Consider the following 19,041-nt stretch of genomic DNA (forward strand, 5'->3'; position numbering starts at 1 on the left):
CTAAAAAACATCTAGAATTTCAGAGTCTAGATGTTTTTGTGACTTATCGTTTTTTCTAAACTTTCTAACTCTTTAATATTCTGGCGATCACGGCAAGGATTTAAATGATGTTTAGAAAGTTCTAAGTAATAGGTGACTTCTCCCTTTAGGAGATTAGTGAGTTCTTGACAGTTCAGTGTGCCTGAGTTGATTTTTACTTTAGTCAAGGCCATGACATAATAAATCATTCCCTTATCTCTAGGATTAGAGTAGCGTGCCATTAATTCTTCTTTTTTATTAATGAGATCAATCAGTGGTTTATAGTTGCCTTTTTCACAATTGATAAGGGCTAAGTAAACTTCCAATTGAACTTCCTTCCATGGGAATCTGAGTGATTGTAAGTCTTTTTTAGCATCTGTTAAAATAGATTCAGATTTATCAATTTCTCCCAATTGATAGTAGGAAATCCCTAAACCTATATAAAATGAAATGATTGATGTTCGACTTCGTTTGTTCTGACTGAGTTGAATAGCTTTATTTTGAAATGCAATAGCTTTTACGAGGTTTCCTTTGATTTGCTCAATTTCAGCCAAATAGTCATAAGCTGCAGCTATTTGAATAGCATATTTGGACTGTAAGGCACTTGTTAAACTAAAGAAACTAATTGATTGGTCAAAGTACTGGCTTGCCTTTTGAATCTTGCCTATCATTAAAAAGTATAGCCCGCTGAGTCGCAATTGGATAGCTATTGCTTCATAATTATTAGCGTTGACAGCAGCATCTAAAGCAAGTTCGGTATAGTATTTCATTTCTGAAATATTCTCTACTTGAATACAGTAGTGGATAATTTGCCGATAACTTTCTAAGAGATAGTCTATGTGATGCCATTCTGTAGCAGCTGAAATCACTTTTTGTATATTAGCAATTCCTTTTTGGTATTGCCCAATACGAATAAGATAACACCCCTCTATATACAAGAATCGTATCAGTGATTCCTGAAATGATTTAACCGGCTCAAATTTGGGACTTAATTCTTGGATGGCTTGCTGAATTGTATTAAACTGTGTTTGAATAAGAAGGTGTCGCTTTCCATCAATACAGTCCGCTTCCAGTGGGTTTTGTGAATAGATTGGGAAGAGTTCATGCTGAAATTGGAGAATGGCCTCTAACTGATTCAATTGATGCTGTAAAGCTTGCAATGGTTCTTTAGCTTCCTGAAAATGGAAGGCGATTTCTTGGTACTGTTCAGCACTAAATCGTGTTTTTTTCATCGTGTTTTCAAGTTGTTTTGCAATTTGAGCGTGCAAGAGTCGTCTTTTAGCCACTGACATTTGCTGATAACAGTAATGAGCCATTAGCTTTTGTCTAAAAATTAGGCTAACTTCATCGCCGGTAATGATTTCTTTAATCACTTGCTTGTCACAAAGCGTTTCAATAAGGGAAATAGTCAATGCTAAGGGGAGATTCATAACTTCTGAGAGTGTTAAAAGACTAGCAGCCTGTCGGAAACAAGAAAGGTAACAGAGTAATTCTTCTTCATGGCTGTTGACTTGTTTTAATTTTAAGGAAAGTTTTGCTTCTATAGCAGGTGTTAAAATAGAAAACTTTTGACCTTTTAGATATTGGTTAACATATTCAGATAAAAAGAAAGGGTTTCCTTCACTCCATTGATAGATACGCTGGTAGTCCTTATAAGGAGGATTTAGGTCTGCTAATTTTTGTTCTAGATAGGTTAAACTTTCTTTTTCAGAAAGTTCCTTAATTTTGATAAGATCAAGTTTTTTCCGATTGATTAAGTGATTAAAAAATTGGTCCAGGTGGGGATTTGAGTTGAGATTTTTGGTAAAAATAAAGGCAATAGGGTCATCTTCAAGATGATTTACAAGTGTTTGTAATAGTGTAAGAGCATCGGGCGTAATCCAATGGATGTCTTCAATAAGAAGAACAGTCGCTTTTTGACGAGATATTTTCTTTAATATGTCAACCATAAAGCTTGTAAAAAGGTCCGCTGGAAAAACAGGAGTACTTAAATGTGGCTCTTTGAGAAAATAATTTGGAAAAAAGGTTTCATAGGCCCTTTTCCACTGACTAAGTGACATTAACTGATATTGTAAGATAAGGTCCTTCAAACTCTCAAAGATATCTTTTAAGATCTGTAAGGACTGTCTAGCTTCACCTTGGAAGCATTCAGAAGTAACAATTTGATAATGAGTGATTTGGTTTGATAGCACTTGTCGTGTTACCGTCCGCTTGCCAATGCCAGTTCCCCCTATTAAAATCAGAGTGTGCGACTTTTTTTCTTTATAAACTAAGTTAAAAAAAGTTTCTAACTCTTTAATCACGTCAAGTCGTCCAATAAAATCGTTAGTCGTTTTAAGAAAATTTTTGATTTTCTGTTGATTGCGATCTTTAGCAATGACCTCTTCGTAAATAGCTTGGGTTGCATCATTTGGCGTAATGCCAAGCTCACTATCAAGAAGGTTAGCTAATTTATAATAGGTTTCGATAACTTTTCCATAGCGATGATGCTTCTGATAGACTTTCATCAATAATTGATAATTTTTCTCTTCAAATTCATCAATGGTAATGAGTCCTTGAAGTCTCTCTTCAATTTCTTCTATCTTATCTTGTGTCATTAATGCGTCAATCTGCTGATAGCACGATTTAATGTAAATTTGCTCTAAATTAGTCCTCATTTTTGTTAGCCACAAATCAAAAGTTTCATTGGCTTTCAAGTAGAAATTCTGTAAAAAATCACCTTTATAAAGTTCTAAATTGTTTAATGGATTTTGTAAAAAATCACTGACATCACTTGTTACCTTCAAATCAGGATTAAAGATTAAAAGTGTCCTGTTGGGACTAATAATATAATTATCGCCTAACATTTTATTGACTTGATAAATAGTATTACGAAGATTTTTTTTGGCTGTCTTATTATCCTTATCTTCCCATAAAATACCTGCTATTTCGTCACGATTAGCAGTTTCATTGATGACCAGATAATAGAGTAAGGCATTAATTTTAGCAAATGCAAAGAAGATTTCATGGTTGTCTAGGTGGATAGAAGGATTTCCCAATAAGGTAAAGCGTAAAGTTTTCATTTGAAAGCGCCTCCATGTTCATAGTTCCACTATAAACCAAAAAAAAGTATTTATCAAGCTTACACTTGATAAATACTGCTTATTTCATAGTTGGGAAAAGGAGGACATCGCGGATTGAAGTGGTATTAGTAAGAAGCATACACAGCCTATCAATACCGATCCCAAGTCCACCTGTTGGAGGCATTCCATATTCTAAGGCCTCAACATAATCGTAGTCAATGCCAGTTGCTTCATCGTCGCCCAATTCTTTAGCTTTTGCCTGCGCTTCAAAACGTGATAATTGGTCAATAGGATCGTTTAATTCGGTAAAGGCGTTAGCATATTCCTTGGTCATGATAAATAATTCAAAGCGGTCAGTAAAACGTGCATCCTCCGCATTCTTTTTAGCTAATGGTGAAACTTCAACAGGGTGACCATAAACAAATGTTGGTTGAATCAATGTTTCTTCAACAAATTCTTCGAAGAAGGCATTGATAATATGGCCAACGGTGGTGAAGTGTGCTTCAAGAGGCACATGTTTCTCTTGGGCTAAGGCGCGAGCTTCTTCAAAGGACATTTCTTTCCAGAAATCAATACCAGTAACCTCTTTAATAGCATCAACCATATGAAGTCGTTTAAAAGGTTCATTAATGTGAATCAATTGCCCTTGATAATCAATAGGCCCCTCACCAGTAACTGCTTTTGCAGCGTGTTGGATAATTCCTTCAGTAAGGTTCATGATATCTTGGAAATCAGCATAAGCTTCATAAACTTCAATTGAAGTAAATTCGGGGTTGTGGGTAGCGTCCATACCTTCATTACGGAAGATACGGCCAATTTCATAAACACGTTCCATACCGCCGACAATGAGACGCTTTAAGTGCAACTCTGTGGCAATACGAAGCACCATATCAATATTTTGAGCATTATGATGTGTGATAAATGGTCGCGCCGCAGCTCCGCCAGCTTCATTATGTAGAACAGGCGTTTCAACTTCTAAGAAGTCTTTGCTATCTAAGTAACGACGGATTTCAGAGATGATTCTTGAACGAGTAACAAAGCGGTTAAAACTCTCACGATTTGAAATTAAATCCAAATGACGCTTACGGTAAATAGTTTCAATATCAGTTAAGCCGTGGAATTTCTCGGGAAGAGGACGCAGTGATTTTGATAAATGGGTGAGATGCGTTGCTTTAATGGATAGTTCTCCCATATCAGTACGCATAATCTCACCTTCAACACCAAGAAAATCACCTAAATCGGCCTTTTTGAAGATATCATAATTTTCATCACCGACAGCATCTTTACGAACATAGATTTGAATCTGTCCTTCCCGATCTTGGATATGTGCAAAGCCGACTTTACCTTTACCACGTTTAGTCATTAAACGCCCAGCAATAACCGCTTTCTCGTTAAGGTCATGTAAGTCTTCTTTTGTTTTTTCTGCATATTTTGCTTTTAATTGACCAGAATTAGCAGTACGTTCGAAACGTTTTCCAAACGGATCAATGCCTTTTTCAGCCAGTGCCATCATTTTTTCACGACGGACAATCTCCTGGTCATTTAATTCTTCAGTATGTTGATTTGACATGAGTTCCTCCAATAAGTTTTCCACTATATTGTAACATAAAAAGACTTGATAATACAGCCCAATTTCCCTATAAATCGTGTATTAGAAAGGTTGATGGAATTTGATTCTATCATTGAAAACCCTTGTAGAAAATAGTATAATGTGACAGATATCACCCAGAAAGAAAAGAGATCTATGATTACAGCTATTGTTTTTGACGTTGATGATACAATCTATGACCAACAAGCACCCTATAGAAAAGCTATGGAAAAATGTTTTCCAGACTTTGATATGTCTGCCATAAATCAAGCATACATCCGTTTTCGCCATTACTCTGATATTGGTTTTCCGCGTGTTATGGCAGGTGAATGGACAACTGCATATTTTAGATTCTGGCGTTGTCGTGAAACCCTGCTAGAATTTGGTTATTCAGAGATTGAGCAAGCAGAAGGAGCTTATTTTCAAGAAGTTTATGAACATGAACTTGAAAACATTACGATGCTGGATGAAATGCGGATGACTTTGGATTTTCTCAAGTCTAAAGGTGTGCCCATGGGGATTATCACCAATGGACCTACAGAACATCAATTGAAAAAAGTTAAAAAGTTGGGACTTTATGACTATGTTGACCCAAAATGTGTTATTGTTAGCCAAGCAACAGGTTTTCAAAAGCCAGAAAAAGAAATTTTTAATCTCGCGGCAGAGCAATTTGGCATGAATCCTCAAACGACACTGTATGTTGGTGATTCTTATGATAATGATGTCATGGGGGCTTTTAATGGCGGATGGCACTCCATGTGGTTTAATCATCGAGGAAGACGTTTGAAGCCTGGCATTAAGCCGGTTTACGATGTAGCAATTGACAATTTTGAACAACTTTTTGGTGCTGTCAAAGTTCTCTTTGATTTACCAGATAACAAAGTTATCTTTGATATGAATGATAAGAAAAATCCTATTCTTGAAATGGGCTTAAATAATGGTTTGATGATGGCTGCAGAACGGCTTTTAGAAAGTAATATCAGTATTGATAGAGTGGTTACACTTCTGAGATTGACTAAAAATCAAGAAAAAGTATTACGAATGAAATATTCTAAATAAGATCAAAAGGAGCTGCTCTCATAGCAACTCCTTTTATTATTCCTCATTTAGTAACTTATAAGTAGGACTTATCATTCCAGGTTAAGCAATTAAAAGTTTCAAAATCATCTGTTTCTAGGACTGTTAAGCTTAGATTATCCAGACCTCCCAAAGCCCTTAAAAGTGCAGGTTCATAGCCAAGCAGAGACCTGATAGAAGCTGTTAAATTAGCGCCATGGCCAACAATCAAGACGTTTTGGTAACCTTTATCTTTAAAATCCGTAATGAATTCTTTAACACGATTTGTGGTCTGATGAATAGATTCAGCCTCAAATTGACGATTATTAAATTTTGCTAAGTTGTGTCTAAAAGCTGCCATCTGACTGGGGTAGATAGCACTCATAGTAGCTATTTTGGCCCCTTCTAATTTTCCCAAATGCCATTCTCTAAGGGCTTCATTGTAATGAATGGTTAAATTAAGATTAGCCGCTTCAGCCAGCAATTGAGCTGTTTTTTGGGTCCTTCTTAAATCACTAGAGTAAATAGCGTCAAAAGGCACAGCTTGAAGGTAATGCCCTAATGCTTTGATTTCTTGATAAGATTCTTCTAAGAGAGGTGAATCGCCAGATCCACCTTGGAAGCGGCCTTCCAAGTTCCACTCAGTTTTGCCATGTCTAACAAAATAAAATTTCATAAGGCCTTATCTCCTAAATATGTACGATTTTAGCTCCGAAGGGGAAAAGGCTAATTCTAGCTAATTTGAGAGACTGAATAGCAAAAGGAATACCAATAATGGAGATACAAAGTAAGAAGGCAGAAGTCAGATGCAAGACTGCCAGTGACCAACCAACTAAGATTATCCAAATAATATTAAATACGATGCTAGTTGCAGACTGGTCAATGATAATCTCTTTCCCAAAGGGGAAAAGACCAAAATTTGCAATCTTAAAGCACTGTAATCCAAGGGGTAAACCAAGGACAGTGATACAAAGAAGGAGTCCTACAATGGACCAACTGAGCCAAGCCCAAAAACCCGAACAAATGAACCAAATAATATTTCCTAAAAATTTCATAATTCCTCCTTTATATCTGCAAATTGAGCTTTGACAAAATCAGCAAGCTCTTGACTATTAATACGAATGGAACGGCCGATTTCTCCGGCTGAGACAATCAAGTTGCCTTTTTCTTTAGCGATGAAGTCGATAAAGATGGGAAACTGATGTTTTTGATGAATACCGATAGGATTGTTAGCCCCATGTATGTAACCCGTTGTTTGCTGTAGCTTCTTTTGGGGAATCATGCTGACCTTTTTATTACCTGAAATTTGGGCTAATTTCTTTTCTGATAAGTGTTCAGTAATTGGGATTATCCCAATTAGCGGGCCAGTTTTATCGCCGATAAGCGCTAATGTTTTATAAATATCTGCTTTTTCAATACCTTCTGGCAATTCTTCCTTAAAAGCATTTAAGCTTAAACTATCGTACTCAATATGGGCTTTATCTAGTATTTGCTCAACTAGTGTTTTTTTAAGTTTTTTCTTCTTTGCCATAGATCCTTCCTTTAGAGCAAAATAAAAACGGTATAATAATATATTATACCATTTTTTGAAAAGTTCGGTAAGGCTACCTTTTCATTAGTCCTGGGGTGCAAAAAATTGCCTTTGCGTTCGGATTAAGATAAGGATGGCTATTGCTACAAGAATCAAAGTGAAAGCCCCTGCGGTGCCGTTTACAGTAAATGAATACCAGACTGGAGAGACCCCTTTTGGTGCATATGATCCCCAGAAAAGGATTCCGGCCAAAAAGTGCCAAAGGTAACGTGTCGCAGTAGCAATAAAAGCACCGAAGAGGGCAATGTTGGTTGCCTTTGTGGTATGTTGATCTGTAAGAGCTTGATGCAAACGACCTGAAAAGAGTCCTGCTAAGCCCATTGAAGCGAAGGCTAAAAGATACTCAATAAAAACTTGTGACATGCTCAGATAATAGACTTTTCCCAGAACAAAATGGAGTAATCCCCAAATAAGCCCAGATAGAAGTCCATATTTCAAACCACGACGTAGTGCAAAAAGAATTAGTGGAATGGCTCCAAATGAAGGACTAAACCAACTAAAGAAATCAGGAATAAATGAAAGTACCATAGCTAGTGCAGCAAATATAGCAGCTTCAACCAAATACTTAATATTCAGATTTTGAGACATAAAAAAACTCCTTTTCTTCACAAAAAGAGCCTGAAATCATGAGATAGAATTCAAGTTCACAATCCCTACGCTTGTATTAACAAGATCAGGTTGTTAGGATTTCGCACATGCGATCTCAGCCAAAGCACTCCTCTGTGACATTTTTTAATATTTGAGACTATTATAATCTTTTTGATAAATCCTTGTCAAGCTTGGCTAACTTAAGAGAACTCTTCTGTTTTAGAGTCTAGCATAACCTTTATAATTAAGTGACAAAAGAAAAATGGTAGCTTTGAATAGTAGCTTTTCTGAGCCTTTTATTCTTGGCAAAGAAAAAGAGGCTGGGACAAAAAGATATTAATTTTTGAGATTCCCTGCCATTAATTTTTCCAATTGATAAATGAAACCCAAAAAGCGAACAAAACTCATTTTCTGATACTCAGAATACTGTCTTGTTCGCTTTTTATATTTGAGCTTAGACTTTTGTCCCAGCCTCTGCCTTATTTAACTTTTCCGAAAAGTTTTTCATATGTTTTTTTGGTGTCCTTGTTAACCGCAATCTGGTTTAAATCCAATGGTTTAGAAAAACCAGATAGGTAGCCTTGTGAAGTATATTGATGTAAATCATAGTTTAATTTTGTGTTAGGAGCGGCCTCATAGTAGCCTGAATCGCTACCATATGTTGGAATCCAAACAGCATCAAAACCTTCCGTGGAAATGTTTTGTTCAGCCATGAAATAAGTTCCAATATAAAGACCAACGTTTTCAGCTCCTAATCGTTTCAGTTCTTCTCGAAAAGCTTTAACGCCTTTATTCATATCTTTCATGGTTGCTTCTTCCACATCAATCCAATAATAGGTTGGATTAAAGGGAGAGGCGTTTTTGTAAAAAGCTTGTGCTTCGGCACGCATTTCCTTAGTACTAGAGCCCAAGGCATAGCTATACACGGCAACAGGTACTTTTCTTTTTTGGAATTCTCTAATATGTGTTTTGAAAGATTTGTCAATTCCAGTGGTGTAGGCAGCATTATTTTTTGAAGTGATTTGTGATCCACCAAAAACACGCACTATTGCTCCAGAAATATTTTTACTTAAGGTATCGTAATCAATTTCACTAGGAAGCTGCCAACCTGAGACATCGACAATGGGATTTAAGATAAATTCTTCGGTGTCAGCAGTGCTGGAGCTTTTTGTCTTTTCTTTACTGGAAACAACTGGGACACTTGATTTGGCGAGCTGAAGCTCTTTTTCCTTTACTTGGTCTGAATGTGTCTTACCAATTATTAATAATAATGCAAACAAAAGAAAGAAAACAAGCACTACAATAGGTTTTATTCTTCTTCTCATTATTGATATTGTACCTTAAAAGGTTGAAAAAATCAAAATATCCTCACTATATTCTTATATTATCATACATTTTAAGCAGAATCAGGAAAAACGTTAAAGATTTTCCCTGATTTCTTTTTGGTCAACTAGGGGAATTATCTTGATTTAGACTTTTTGTCAGGTTAAAAACTAGAAAAGTTTTTCTAATTCTGTCATAATAGAGTAAAACAAAAGAAAGTAAGTTTATGTCATCCAAAAAAATTGCTCGAATTGCAATCTTATCGGCTTTAGCATTTGTTTTACGAATGGCTTTCAGTCATTTGCCAAATATTCAGCCGGTTACTGCTCTATTTTTTATTGCAACAATTAGCCTTAGCTACTATGAAGCCTTTTTAGTCATGTTTATCAGTATTTTATTAACGTCGATTTTATTAGGTTTTGGTCCTTGGGTATTTTGGCAAATAACGACCTATACCCTTATCATGGCTACTTGGCGCTTTCTTCTTTATCCTCTTAGTCGAAAAATTAAGTCCTACCGAGTGCTGATGCAATCCTTCTCAGCAGCTTTCCTTGCTTTACTGTACGGGTTTGTAATTGATTCTTGTTTTGCTTATCTTTATAGTATGCCTTGGTGGACTTATGTTTTGTCAGGGCTGACGTTTAATCTCTTACATGCCTTATCCACCTTCATTTTTTACCCTATTCTATTAATGCTATTTCGGAGGTTATTCAATGAAAAAATGGTCTAAACTTATCCTAATCTGCCTAAGTGGTCTTCTTTTTGTGGCATGTGGTCGCCAAGGTCAAAACATATCACAAGCTAAAAAAGAGGCCTATGTCCATCTTACTGTTAAAGAAGATACTAATGAAGTTGATGAAAAGGTCGCCTTTCAAGAGGGAGACACAGTCATGGATGTTCTAAAGGCTAACTATAAGGTCAAAGAAAAAGATGGCGACAAAGGCTGCGAATATCTTGAAGGTTAAAAAGGGAGATAACATTTATTTTTATTTGGATAAAGTCAAATAAAACCAACAAGCTAGAACCTAAAAGAGGCTGGGACAAAAGTCTAAGCTCAAATATAAAAAGCGAACAAAACAGTATTCTGAGTATCAGAAAATGAGTTTTGTTCGCTTTTTGGGTTTCATTTATCAATTGGAAAAATTAATGGCAGGGAATCTCAAAAATTAATATCTTTTTATAGTTAGCAATGAGGTAGGACTAGCAGCAGTAGCCAGTGATATCTTAGCTGCTTATTTGATCTGAGTAAGCAATAATTTGATCAACTGTTGTGCTAAGGAATTGAATAGTATCCTTTAATGGCTTTTCAGTTGAAATGTCTGCATTAATGAGCATTGCAGTTTCTTGAGGTGTTCTACTTCCTCCGGATTTGAGGAATTCGAGCCATTCCTTGGCACCTGTCTCAGAATGTTTCAAGTTGAGATAGCCTGCTGTCGAGATAACTAAGCCAGCTGAATAAGTGTAACTATATAATCCCATATAGTAGTGAGACTGGCGCATCCAGGTTAAGGCTGCGTCATTATCAATTTCAATAGCATCTCCCCAAAATTCTTTTAGCACAGCTTTCATGAGCTCGTTTAATTTTTCTGCACCAAATGTGCCACCATCTTCGATGAGCTGGTAGACCTTTCGCTGGAAGGCAGCTTCTAACAAGTGTGTGATGAAATTATGGAAGTAGGTATCAGTAAGGCGATGAGCTAGGGCAAAACGTTTTTGGCGAACATCTGGCAATTGATTTTCCAAATAATCAGAGAGGAGGAGCTCATTAAAGGTTGAAGGAGCCTCAACATAATAAGTTGACATATGGGTATTAAAGTATGATTGGTGGTTGTCTGAGAAAATAAATTGTCCTGAGTGACCAATTTCATGAATAAGAGTATAAACATCGGACATACGACCTGTCCAACTCATCAAGATGTATGGGTGAACCTTATAAGGATCGGCAGCATACCCTCCAGAATCTTTATTCTCATTTGCTGCGAAATCAACCCAGCGTTCTTTTTGATAACGAGCAATTTCTTGGCTATATTCTTCACCAAGTGGTTGAATGGATTTCATGACCAGGTCATAAGCGTCGTCAATGGACACTTCTGGATTTAAGTTATTGTCAATATCTAACTTCCAGTCGGCGAAGGTCATTTTTTCAAGACCGTTAACTTGTGCGACATGTTTAAGGTATTTTTGGGCGACGGGACCAAATTCAGTCATTATAAGGTCGATTTGTCGATCAAACATAGAGCGGTCGACCTCTTGTTCGGCCAGAAGATAGTCGAAGACAGTATCATAACCGCGCATATCGGCCATTAATTTTTCTGATTTGACTTTGGCGAGATAGGCTGCTGCAGCTGTGTTTTGATGCTTACGAAGCCCAGCTGAGAAGGAACGGAAAGCTTTTTCACGTATTTCCTGATTTTCATGATTTTGATAAAAGTTTTCATATGAAACAAAGCTATTCTTGTAATTTTTGCCATTAACTTCAAAGTCTTCCATTTCAAAATCGCCAGCACGCATTTTTGTATAAATATCATAAGGGGCATTTAAGACTTCGCGTAGGTTTGTCAGAGCTTTTTCGACTTCTGGGCTTAAGAGATGTGCTTTTTGCAATTTAGCTTGACGAATCACTGCTCTGAAATAGTCAATCTCTTCCAAGGCGTCTAGAATAGTAGAATCAGCTTGAGCCAAGCTAGAATCAAAGAAACTTAATGCAACGCTAGCCTTTGTGACAAAGTCTTCACCAGCTTGCGCGATAGCAGCAAACTCTTCATTTGAGAAATCTGTTGTTTGGGGCATAAAGGAATAGGTTCCAATGTGACTTACTTGGATGTAAATGTGCTCAAGTTCATAAAGGGCCTGTTCAAAATCCTCTTTTGTCTGTAAGTGTCCTTCATAGTTTTTTTTAAAAGTCTTTACATCTTCAAGTGCTTTTTCAATGGCTAATAAAAAATCTTGTCGGTCCTTGTAAAGTGCTGTTAAATCCCAAAGTTCCTTTTCAGGAAAACTAGAGCGTTTTTTGAGTTCCATGGTATTCTCCTTTAGTCGTAATAAGTCCAGTATAGCAAAAAAGAACTTAAACGAGTGTAAAAAGAAGAAAAAAACTTAGATGACTGCTCAGAGAAAAGTTTTGTAAAAACAAGGCTTATTTTCAAAAGGTCTTACAATTTAGTTAAAAAGTGGTATTATTGATTTAAGTAAAGTTTAAAGGAGTGAATGATTTGTCTGTGAAAAAGTTGGAGAGTAGTAACCATCACAAAATGATTACAGAAGAAGTTGCTATTTTACAAATGCTACTTGAAGAAGTTACACGATCAATGGCTGGTGATCAGGTCTATGAAAAAATTGAAACCATACTAGCTTTATCTGAGCAAAAAGATTCAATTAAACTAGAAAAAATGATCAAAGAGTTGTCTAATGATGAGATGGTAATAATTGCTCGTTATTTTTCAATCTTACCTTTACTTATCAATATTTCTGAAGATGTTGACTTAGCTTATGAAATCAATTATCAAAATAACACAAGTAAAGACTATCTAGGTAAGCTATCAAACACTATTTCAGAGGTTGCTTTAAAAGACGATGCAAAAGCCATTTTGGAGAAGGTCAATGTAGTACCTGTTTTAACAGCTCACCCAACACAAGTCCAACGGAAAACAGTTTTAGAATTGACAAATCATATTCATGACTTGCTCCGTAAATATCGTGATGTTAAAAAGGGTATTGTTAATCAAGAAAAGTGGCTGGAAGAGCTGCGTCTCTATATTAACATTATTATGCAGACAGATATTATTCGTGAGAAAAAGCTTAAAGTTAAAAATGAAATTACCAATGTTTTGCAATATTACAAGAGTTCTTTAATTCCTGCAATTACGAAATTAACGCGAGGCTATAAAGAATTAGCCAAAGAAAAAGGAATAGTCTTGGACAAAGCTCAGCCAATCACCATGGGAATGTGGATCGGTGGAGATCGTGATGGAAATCCCTTCGTCACCTCAGAAACATTAGAAACATCTGCTATGCTCCAAAGCCAAGTTATCCTCGATTATTACCTAGAAAAGTTAGCTATTCTCTACCGTAACTTCTCAATGTCATCAACACTAATTACGACTAGCAAGGAAGTAGAAGAGCTTGCCCAACTTTCGCATGATAGGTCCATTTATCGTGAAAACGAACCTTACCGGAAGGCTTTTCATTATATCCAATCACGCCTACAGGAGACACTTGTTCAAATAAGCCAAAAATCTGATAGTCCCTCCCAAACTCCTTCTTATTCTAATGCTCAAGAGTTTAAAAGTGATTTAGAAATAATTAGGACTTCTTTGGTGGATAATGGAGATGGTTCTTTAGCAGCAGGTGACCTGACAGAACTGATTCAAGCAGTTGACATTTTTGGATTCTTTCTTGCAAGTATTGATATGAGACAGGATTCCAGCGTGCATGAAACTTGCGTGGCAGAACTACTAAGGGCTGCTAATATCGTTGAAGATTACAGCGCTTTAAGTGAAGAAGACAAGTGTCGCATTTTATATAAAGAGCTTGCTGAGGATCCGAGAATTTTATCGTCAACGACTGTTGAAAAATCTGAGCTGCTGGAGAAAGAATTAGCTATTTATAAGGTGGCGCGCTACCTAAAGGATAAACTTGGGGAAGATGTTATTAAACAACATATCATTTCACATACTGAGAGTGTCTCTGATATGTTTGAACTGGCAATCATGTTAAAAGAGGTTGGGTTAGTTGCTAAAGATTGGGCCCGTGTTCAGATTGTTCCCCTTTTTGAGACGATTGAGGATTTAGACCATTCTAAACAAATCATGACGGCTTATTTAAGCTATGATATCGTTAAAAAATGGGTAGCATCAAACGCTAATTATCAAGAAATTATGCTTGGTTATTCAGACAGTAATAAAGATGGTGGCTATTTATCATCTGGTTGGACGCTATACAAAGCTCAAAATGACTTAACTAGTATTGGTCAAAAAAATGGAATTAAAATCACCTTTTTCCATGGCCGCGGTGGAACGGTTGGTCGAGGTGGAGGTCCTTCTTACGATGCGATTACTTCTCAGCCTTTTGGGACAATTAAAGACCGGATTCGATTAACTGAGCAAGGCGAAATTATTGAGAATAAATATGGCAACAAAGACGTTGCTTATTATAACCTTGAGATGTTAATTTCTGCCTCAATTAATCGGATGGTAACACGAATGTTGACCGATCCAAATGAGATTGATGGCTTTAGAGATAACATGGAAAATATTGTAGCTTATAGCAATAACGTTTACCGAGACCTTGTTTTTGGAAATCCACATTTTTATGACTATTTCTTTGAAGCCAGTCCCATAAAAGAAATTTCAAGCCTTAATATAGGGTCACGTCCGGCAGCTCGCAAAACCATAACTGATATTAGGGGGTTGAGAGCCATTCCATGGGTATTTTCTTGGTCACAAAACAGAGTCATGTTACCAGGCTGGTATGGGGTTGGTTCAGCTTTTAAACAGTTCATTGATCAAGAAGAAGGAAACATGGCAAAATTACAATACATGTATAAAAAATGGCCATTCTTTCATTCTCTCTTGTCAAATGTAGACATGGTTTTGTCAAAATCAAATATGAACATTGCCTTCCAGTATGCTCAATTAGCTCAAAATGATGAAGTCAGAGCAGTCTTTTATAGTATTTTAGATGAATGGCAACTCACGAAAAATATGATTTTAGCTATTGAGCAGCATGATGACCTGTTAGAAGATAACGAATCATTAAAGAAGAGTTTAGAATTTCGCTTGCCATGTTTCAATGTATTAAATTATATCCAAATTGAGCTGATTAAACGCCTTCGTCACAACCAGCTTGATGAAGATTATGAGAAGCTTATTCATATTACGATTAATGGTATTGCAACAGGTTTACGTAATTCCGGCTGACAGAAGCCAGAGTTTCAAAAGTTACTGTCTAGATTTCTCTGTAATCAGAACCAAATTATTTTCTAAAGAGAGCAAAAGCAACCATATTCTAGTTTAGGAGGAGAAGTTGTAGCTTTTCCTTTTTTCTTTTTTTTGCTTAAGAAAGATGGTATAATGCTTAAAGATTATCTGAGAATAGGGGAAATTATGAAAATTGATAAGAGGCATTTACTTAATTATTCTATACTCTTGCCTTATCTCATCCTGTCGGTCATTGGTTTGATAGTAGTCTACTCAACGACAAGTGCAACCTTAATCCAATATCATGCTAATCCATTTAAGACCGTCCTGAGCCAAGGAATCTTTTGGGTAATCAGTTTAATCGCCATTACGTTTATTTACAAATTAAAGCTAAATTTTCTAAATAATCATAGCCTTATGATATTAGTGATGTTGTTTGAGGCCTTCTTACTCTTAATAGCGCGTTTTTTTACTCAAGAAGTAAACGGAGCACATGGATGGATTATACTTGGACCAATTAGTTTCCAGCCTGCAGAATATTTAAAAATTATTATTGTCTGGTATCTTGCACATACCTTTTCCAAGAAACAAGAGGAAATAGCAAGATATGACTATCAGGCTTTGACTAAGCGACGGTGGTGGCCTAGACAGTCCAGTGATTTAAAAGACTGGCGTGTTTACTCACTCTTTTTAGTGCTTTTGGTTGCTGCACAGCCCGACTTAGGAAATGCAGCTATTATTGTTTTAACTGGAATCCTGATGTTTACTATTAGCGGTATCGCTTACCGTTGGTTTTCTGGGATTTTAACACTCATTACAGTATTATCAGTAACATTCCTTGGTAGCATCAAAGTAATTGGAGTTGAACGAGTGTCTAAAATACCTATTTTTGGCTATGTTGCTAAACGGTTTAGTGCTTACTTTAACCCATTTAAAGATTTGACTGACTCAGGCCATCAGTTGGCTCATTCTTACTATGCCATGAGTAATGGAGGATGGTTCGGCGTTGGCTTGGGAAATTCCATTGAAAAGCGCGGGTATTTACCGGAAGCGCAGACAGACTTTGTTTTTTCAGTTGTCATTGAAGAACTAGGCTTGATTGGTGCGGGTCTAATATTGGCCTTAGTTTTCTTTTTAATTTTACGCATTTTAAATGTCGGTATAAAAGCTAAGAAACCATTTAATGCGATGATGGCTCTGGGGGTTGGAGGCATGATTTTGACGCAGGTATTTGTCAATATAGGCGGTATTTCTGGAATTATCCCATCGACTGGGGTAACTTTTCCCTTCCTTTCTCAAGGGGGAAACAGCTTGCTGGTTTTGTCGGTGGCTATCGGTTTTGTCTTAAACATTGATGCCAATGAAAAGAAAGAAGAAATCCTCAAAGAAGCAGAACTTTCTTATAGAAAAACAGTCCATGATGAAAACGGTAAAGTCATTGACATTCGTCATTTTAAATAAAGATAAACGAGACTTTAAAGATTAGCTGTTTGCTAGTCTTTTTTTCACTGAAGACTATGTGAAATTAGAAAGTAAGGAGGATAGAGGAAAGCTTATTTTTTTAAGCTCCCTTAACAAAGAAAGAAAAGGCAAAAAGCATAAAATACTTGCTTTTTCCTTATAATTTGCTACAATAGTAAGGTAAAGTTAGACTGTAATGCCTACTGTCTATCTATAAAATATATTTTATTGGAGGCTTTTCCCAAAATGGCAAAAGAAAAATACGATCGTAGTAAACCCCACGTTAACATTGGTACAATCGGACACGTTGACCATGGTAAAACTACATTAACAGCCGCAATTACAACTGTTCTTGCACGTCGTTTACCAAGTTCAGTTAACCAACCTAAAGATTATGCTTCTATCGATGCTGCTCCTGAAGAGCGCGAACGCGGAATCACAATCAACACTGCACACGTTGAGTATGAAACTGAATCACGTCACTATGCCCACATCGATGCCCCAGGACACGCGGACTATGTTAAAAACATGATCACTGGTGCTGCCCAAATGGACGGAGCTATCCTTGTTGTTGCCTCTACTGATGGACCAATGCCACAAACTCGTGAGCACATCCTTCTTTCACGTCAAGTTGGTGTTAAACACCTTATCGTTTTCATGAACAAAGTTGACCTTGTTGATGATGAAGAATTACTTGAATTAGTTGAAATGGAAATTCGTGATCTTCTTTCAGAATACGATTTCCCAGGTGATGACCTTCCAGTTATCCAAGGTTCAGCTCTTAAAGCTCTTGAAGGTGATTCAGCTCATGAAGACATTATCATGGAATTAATGAAAACTGTTGATGAGTATATCCCAGAACCAGAACGTGACACTGACAAACCATTACTTCTTCCAGTCGAAGATGTATTCTCTATCACTGGACGTGGTACAGTAGCTTCTGGACGTATCGACCGTGGTACTGTTCGTGTCAACGACGAAATCGAAATCGTTGGTATCAAAGAAGATACTAAAAAAGCAGTTGTTACTGGTGTTGAAATGTTCCGTAAACAACTTGACGAAGGTCTTGCAGGAGATAACGTAGGTATCCTTCTTCGTGGTGTTCAACGTGACGAAATCGAACGTGGACAAGTTATTGCTAAACCAGGTTCAATCAACCCACACACTAAATTTAAAGGTGAAGTATACATCCTTTCTAAAGAAGAAGGTGGACGTCATACACCATTCTTCAACAACTACCGTCCACAATTCTACTTCCGTACAACTGACGTAACAGGTTCAATCGAACTTCCAGCAGGTACAGAAATGGTTATGCCTGGTGATAACGTGACTATCGACGTTGAGTTGATCCACCCAATCGCCGTAGAACAAGGTACTACTTTCTCTATCCGTGAAGGTGGACGTACTGTTGGTTCAGGTATCGTTTCAGAAATTGAAGCTTAATTTTAATTAAGTTCCCAGAATAACAATTAGAGTCAGACAACTCAGATTGTAAAGAGTCCTATGAAGGGCTCTTTTTTATCTTGCATTTTCAGGAAATAAGTTTGAAAGAAACATTTTCCTTGTGAAAAAATTCCTAAAAACTCACCATATTCTTTTATTAGCTCTTAAATTGTGTTAAAATAATAAATGTAAATAAAAAAAGAAGAGGTATGTGAAATGTCACGTAAACCGTTTATTGCCGGAAACTGGAAAATGAATAAAAATCCTGAAGAAGCTAAAGCTTTTATTGAAGCAGTAGCATCAAAATTACCTTCAGCTGATCTTGTTGAAGCAGGAATTGCAGCTCCAGCTCTTGACCTTTATACTGTTCTTGAAGCAGCAAAAGGTTCAGATCTTAAAATTGCAGCTCAAAATGCTTATTTTGAAGATAATGGTGCTTTTACTGGTGAAAATAGCCCGAAAGTATTAGCTGAGATGGGAACTGACTACGTTGTTATTGGACACTCAGAACGCCGTGACTATTTCCATGAAACTGATGAAGACATTAACAAAAAGGCTAAGGCTATTTTTGCTAATGGTTTGACACCAATTATCTGTTGTGGTGAAAGTTTAGAAACTTATGAAGCTGGTAAAGCAGTCGATTTTGTAGGTGCACAAGTATCGGCAGCCCTTGCTGGACTTACAAAAGAGCAAGTATCATCACTTGTCATCGCTTATGAACCAATCTGGGCTATCGGAACTGGTAAATCTGCCACTCAAGATGATGCTCAAAACATGTGTAAAGCAGTTCGTGATGTTGTTGCTGCTGATTTTGGTCAAACTGTTGCAGACAAAGTTCGTGTCCAATATGGTGGTTCTGTAAAACCTGAAAATGTTGCTTCATACATGGCATGCCCAGACGTTGACGGTGCCTTGGTTGGTGGAGCATCACTCGAAGCTGAGAGCTTCTTAGCTTTACTTGATTTTGTAAAATAGTTTGAATTAAGACCTTCA

General features: G+C 36.8%; 15 protein-coding genes and 1 riboswitch. Of the genes, 7 read left to right on the top strand and 8 right to left on the bottom strand.

What is annotated here, in order from left to right; all coding sequences use genetic code 11:
• Nucleotides 1–26: 26 nt before the first annotated feature.
• Both STRPS_RS08050 and lysS read right to left on the bottom strand, forming a co-directional pair.
• A complete protein-coding gene (locus STRPS_RS08050) occupies nucleotides 27–3,080 on the bottom strand; it encodes a BTAD domain-containing putative transcriptional regulator (RefSeq protein WP_007892877.1) in 3,054 nt (1,017 codons plus the stop codon).
• Nucleotides 3,081–3,159: 79 nt separating this feature from the next.
• Nucleotides 3,160–4,650: a lysine--tRNA ligase gene (gene lysS, locus STRPS_RS08055; protein ID WP_007896365.1), complete on the bottom strand. Its 1,491-nt coding sequence runs from the start codon at nucleotides 4,648–4,650 to the stop codon at nucleotides 3,160–3,162.
• A gap of 174 nt (nucleotides 4,651–4,824) precedes the next feature.
• Here lysS and STRPS_RS08060 point away from each other — a divergent pair, with 174 nt between their 5' ends.
• A complete protein-coding gene (locus STRPS_RS08060) occupies nucleotides 4,825–5,727 on the top strand; it encodes an HAD family hydrolase (RefSeq protein WP_007892814.1) in 903 nt (300 codons plus the stop codon).
• 55 nt (nucleotides 5,728–5,782) lie between these two features.
• On the opposite strand, the gene STRPS_RS08065 is transcribed toward STRPS_RS08060, so the two are convergent.
• The 5 genes from STRPS_RS08065 to STRPS_RS08085 all read right to left on the bottom strand — a co-directional run bounded on the left by STRPS_RS08065 (nucleotide 5,783) and on the right by STRPS_RS08085 (nucleotide 9,228).
• A complete protein-coding gene (locus STRPS_RS08065; RefSeq protein WP_007892887.1) occupies nucleotides 5,783–6,400 on the bottom strand; it encodes a histidine phosphatase family protein in 618 nt (205 codons plus the stop codon).
• A gap of 13 nt (nucleotides 6,401–6,413) precedes the next feature.
• Nucleotides 6,414–6,779 carry a YccF domain-containing protein gene (locus tag STRPS_RS08070; protein WP_007892903.1) on the bottom strand — a complete coding sequence of 122 codons (366 nt, stop codon included), beginning with the start codon at nucleotides 6,777–6,779 and terminating at the stop codon, nucleotides 6,414–6,416.
• Complete coding sequence (locus tag STRPS_RS08075) at nucleotides 6,776–7,255, bottom strand: aminoacyl-tRNA deacylase (protein WP_007892864.1); 480 nt, start codon at nucleotides 7,253–7,255, stop codon at nucleotides 6,776–6,778. The genes STRPS_RS08070 and STRPS_RS08075 overlap by 4 nt, the downstream gene beginning before the upstream one ends.
• Nucleotides 7,256–7,339: 84 nt before the next feature.
• Nucleotides 7,340–7,903, bottom strand: a complete 564-nt coding sequence (gene thiT, locus STRPS_RS08080; protein ID WP_007892852.1) for an energy-coupled thiamine transporter ThiT — start codon at nucleotides 7,901–7,903, stop codon at nucleotides 7,340–7,342.
• Between the two features lie 45 nt (nucleotides 7,904–7,948).
• Nucleotides 7,949–8,045, bottom strand: a riboswitch (TPP riboswitch).
• Between the two features lie 337 nt (nucleotides 8,046–8,382).
• Nucleotides 8,383–9,228 (bottom strand): glycoside hydrolase family 25 protein, encoded by an 846-nt coding sequence (locus tag STRPS_RS08085; RefSeq protein WP_007892922.1) that lies wholly within the window; start codon nucleotides 9,226–9,228, stop codon nucleotides 8,383–8,385.
• Nucleotides 9,229–9,452: 224 nt separating this feature from the next.
• Between STRPS_RS08085 and STRPS_RS08090 the strand changes: the two genes are divergently transcribed.
• Both STRPS_RS08090 and STRPS_RS08095 read left to right on the top strand, forming a co-directional pair.
• Complete coding sequence (locus tag STRPS_RS08090; RefSeq protein WP_007892911.1) at nucleotides 9,453–9,956, top strand: ECF transporter S component; 504 nt, start codon at nucleotides 9,453–9,455, stop codon at nucleotides 9,954–9,956.
• Nucleotides 9,940–10,191, top strand: a complete 252-nt coding sequence (locus tag STRPS_RS08095; protein WP_007892939.1) for a hypothetical protein — start codon at nucleotides 9,940–9,942, stop codon at nucleotides 10,189–10,191. The genes STRPS_RS08090 and STRPS_RS08095 overlap by 17 nt, the downstream gene beginning before the upstream one ends.
• A 259-nt stretch (nucleotides 10,192–10,450) precedes the next feature.
• Here the strand turns inward: STRPS_RS08095 and pepF are convergent, their stop codons facing one another.
• Entirely contained in the window at nucleotides 10,451–12,247 is a 1,797-nt protein-coding gene (pepF, locus tag STRPS_RS08100; protein ID WP_007896297.1) for an oligoendopeptidase F, read from the bottom strand.
• A gap of 191 nt (nucleotides 12,248–12,438) precedes the next feature.
• On the opposite strand from pepF, the gene ppc reads away from it, so the two are divergent.
• The 4 genes from ppc (at nucleotide 12,439) to tpiA (ending at nucleotide 19,023) form a co-directional block, all read left to right on the top strand.
• Complete coding sequence (ppc, locus tag STRPS_RS08105) at nucleotides 12,439–15,144, top strand: phosphoenolpyruvate carboxylase (protein WP_007892716.1); 2,706 nt, start codon at nucleotides 12,439–12,441, stop codon at nucleotides 15,142–15,144.
• A 186-nt stretch (nucleotides 15,145–15,330) separates the two neighbouring features.
• Complete coding sequence (ftsW, locus tag STRPS_RS08110; RefSeq protein ID WP_037598932.1) at nucleotides 15,331–16,605, top strand: cell division peptidoglycan polymerase FtsW; 1,275 nt, start codon at nucleotides 15,331–15,333, stop codon at nucleotides 16,603–16,605.
• Nucleotides 16,606–16,851: 246 nt separating this feature from the next.
• A complete protein-coding gene (gene tuf, locus STRPS_RS08115; protein WP_003083585.1) occupies nucleotides 16,852–18,048 on the top strand; it encodes an elongation factor Tu in 1,197 nt (398 codons plus the stop codon).
• A gap of 216 nt (nucleotides 18,049–18,264) precedes the next feature.
• Nucleotides 18,265–19,023: a triose-phosphate isomerase gene (gene tpiA, locus STRPS_RS08120; RefSeq protein ID WP_007892714.1), complete on the top strand. Its 759-nt coding sequence runs from the start codon at nucleotides 18,265–18,267 to the stop codon at nucleotides 19,021–19,023.
• Nucleotides 19,024–19,041 lie beyond the last annotated feature (18 nt).

The sequence above is a fragment of the Streptococcus pseudoporcinus LQ 940-04 genome, from assembly GCF_000188035.1.
GTDB lineage: Bacteria > Bacillota > Bacilli > Lactobacillales > Streptococcaceae > Streptococcus > Streptococcus pseudoporcinus.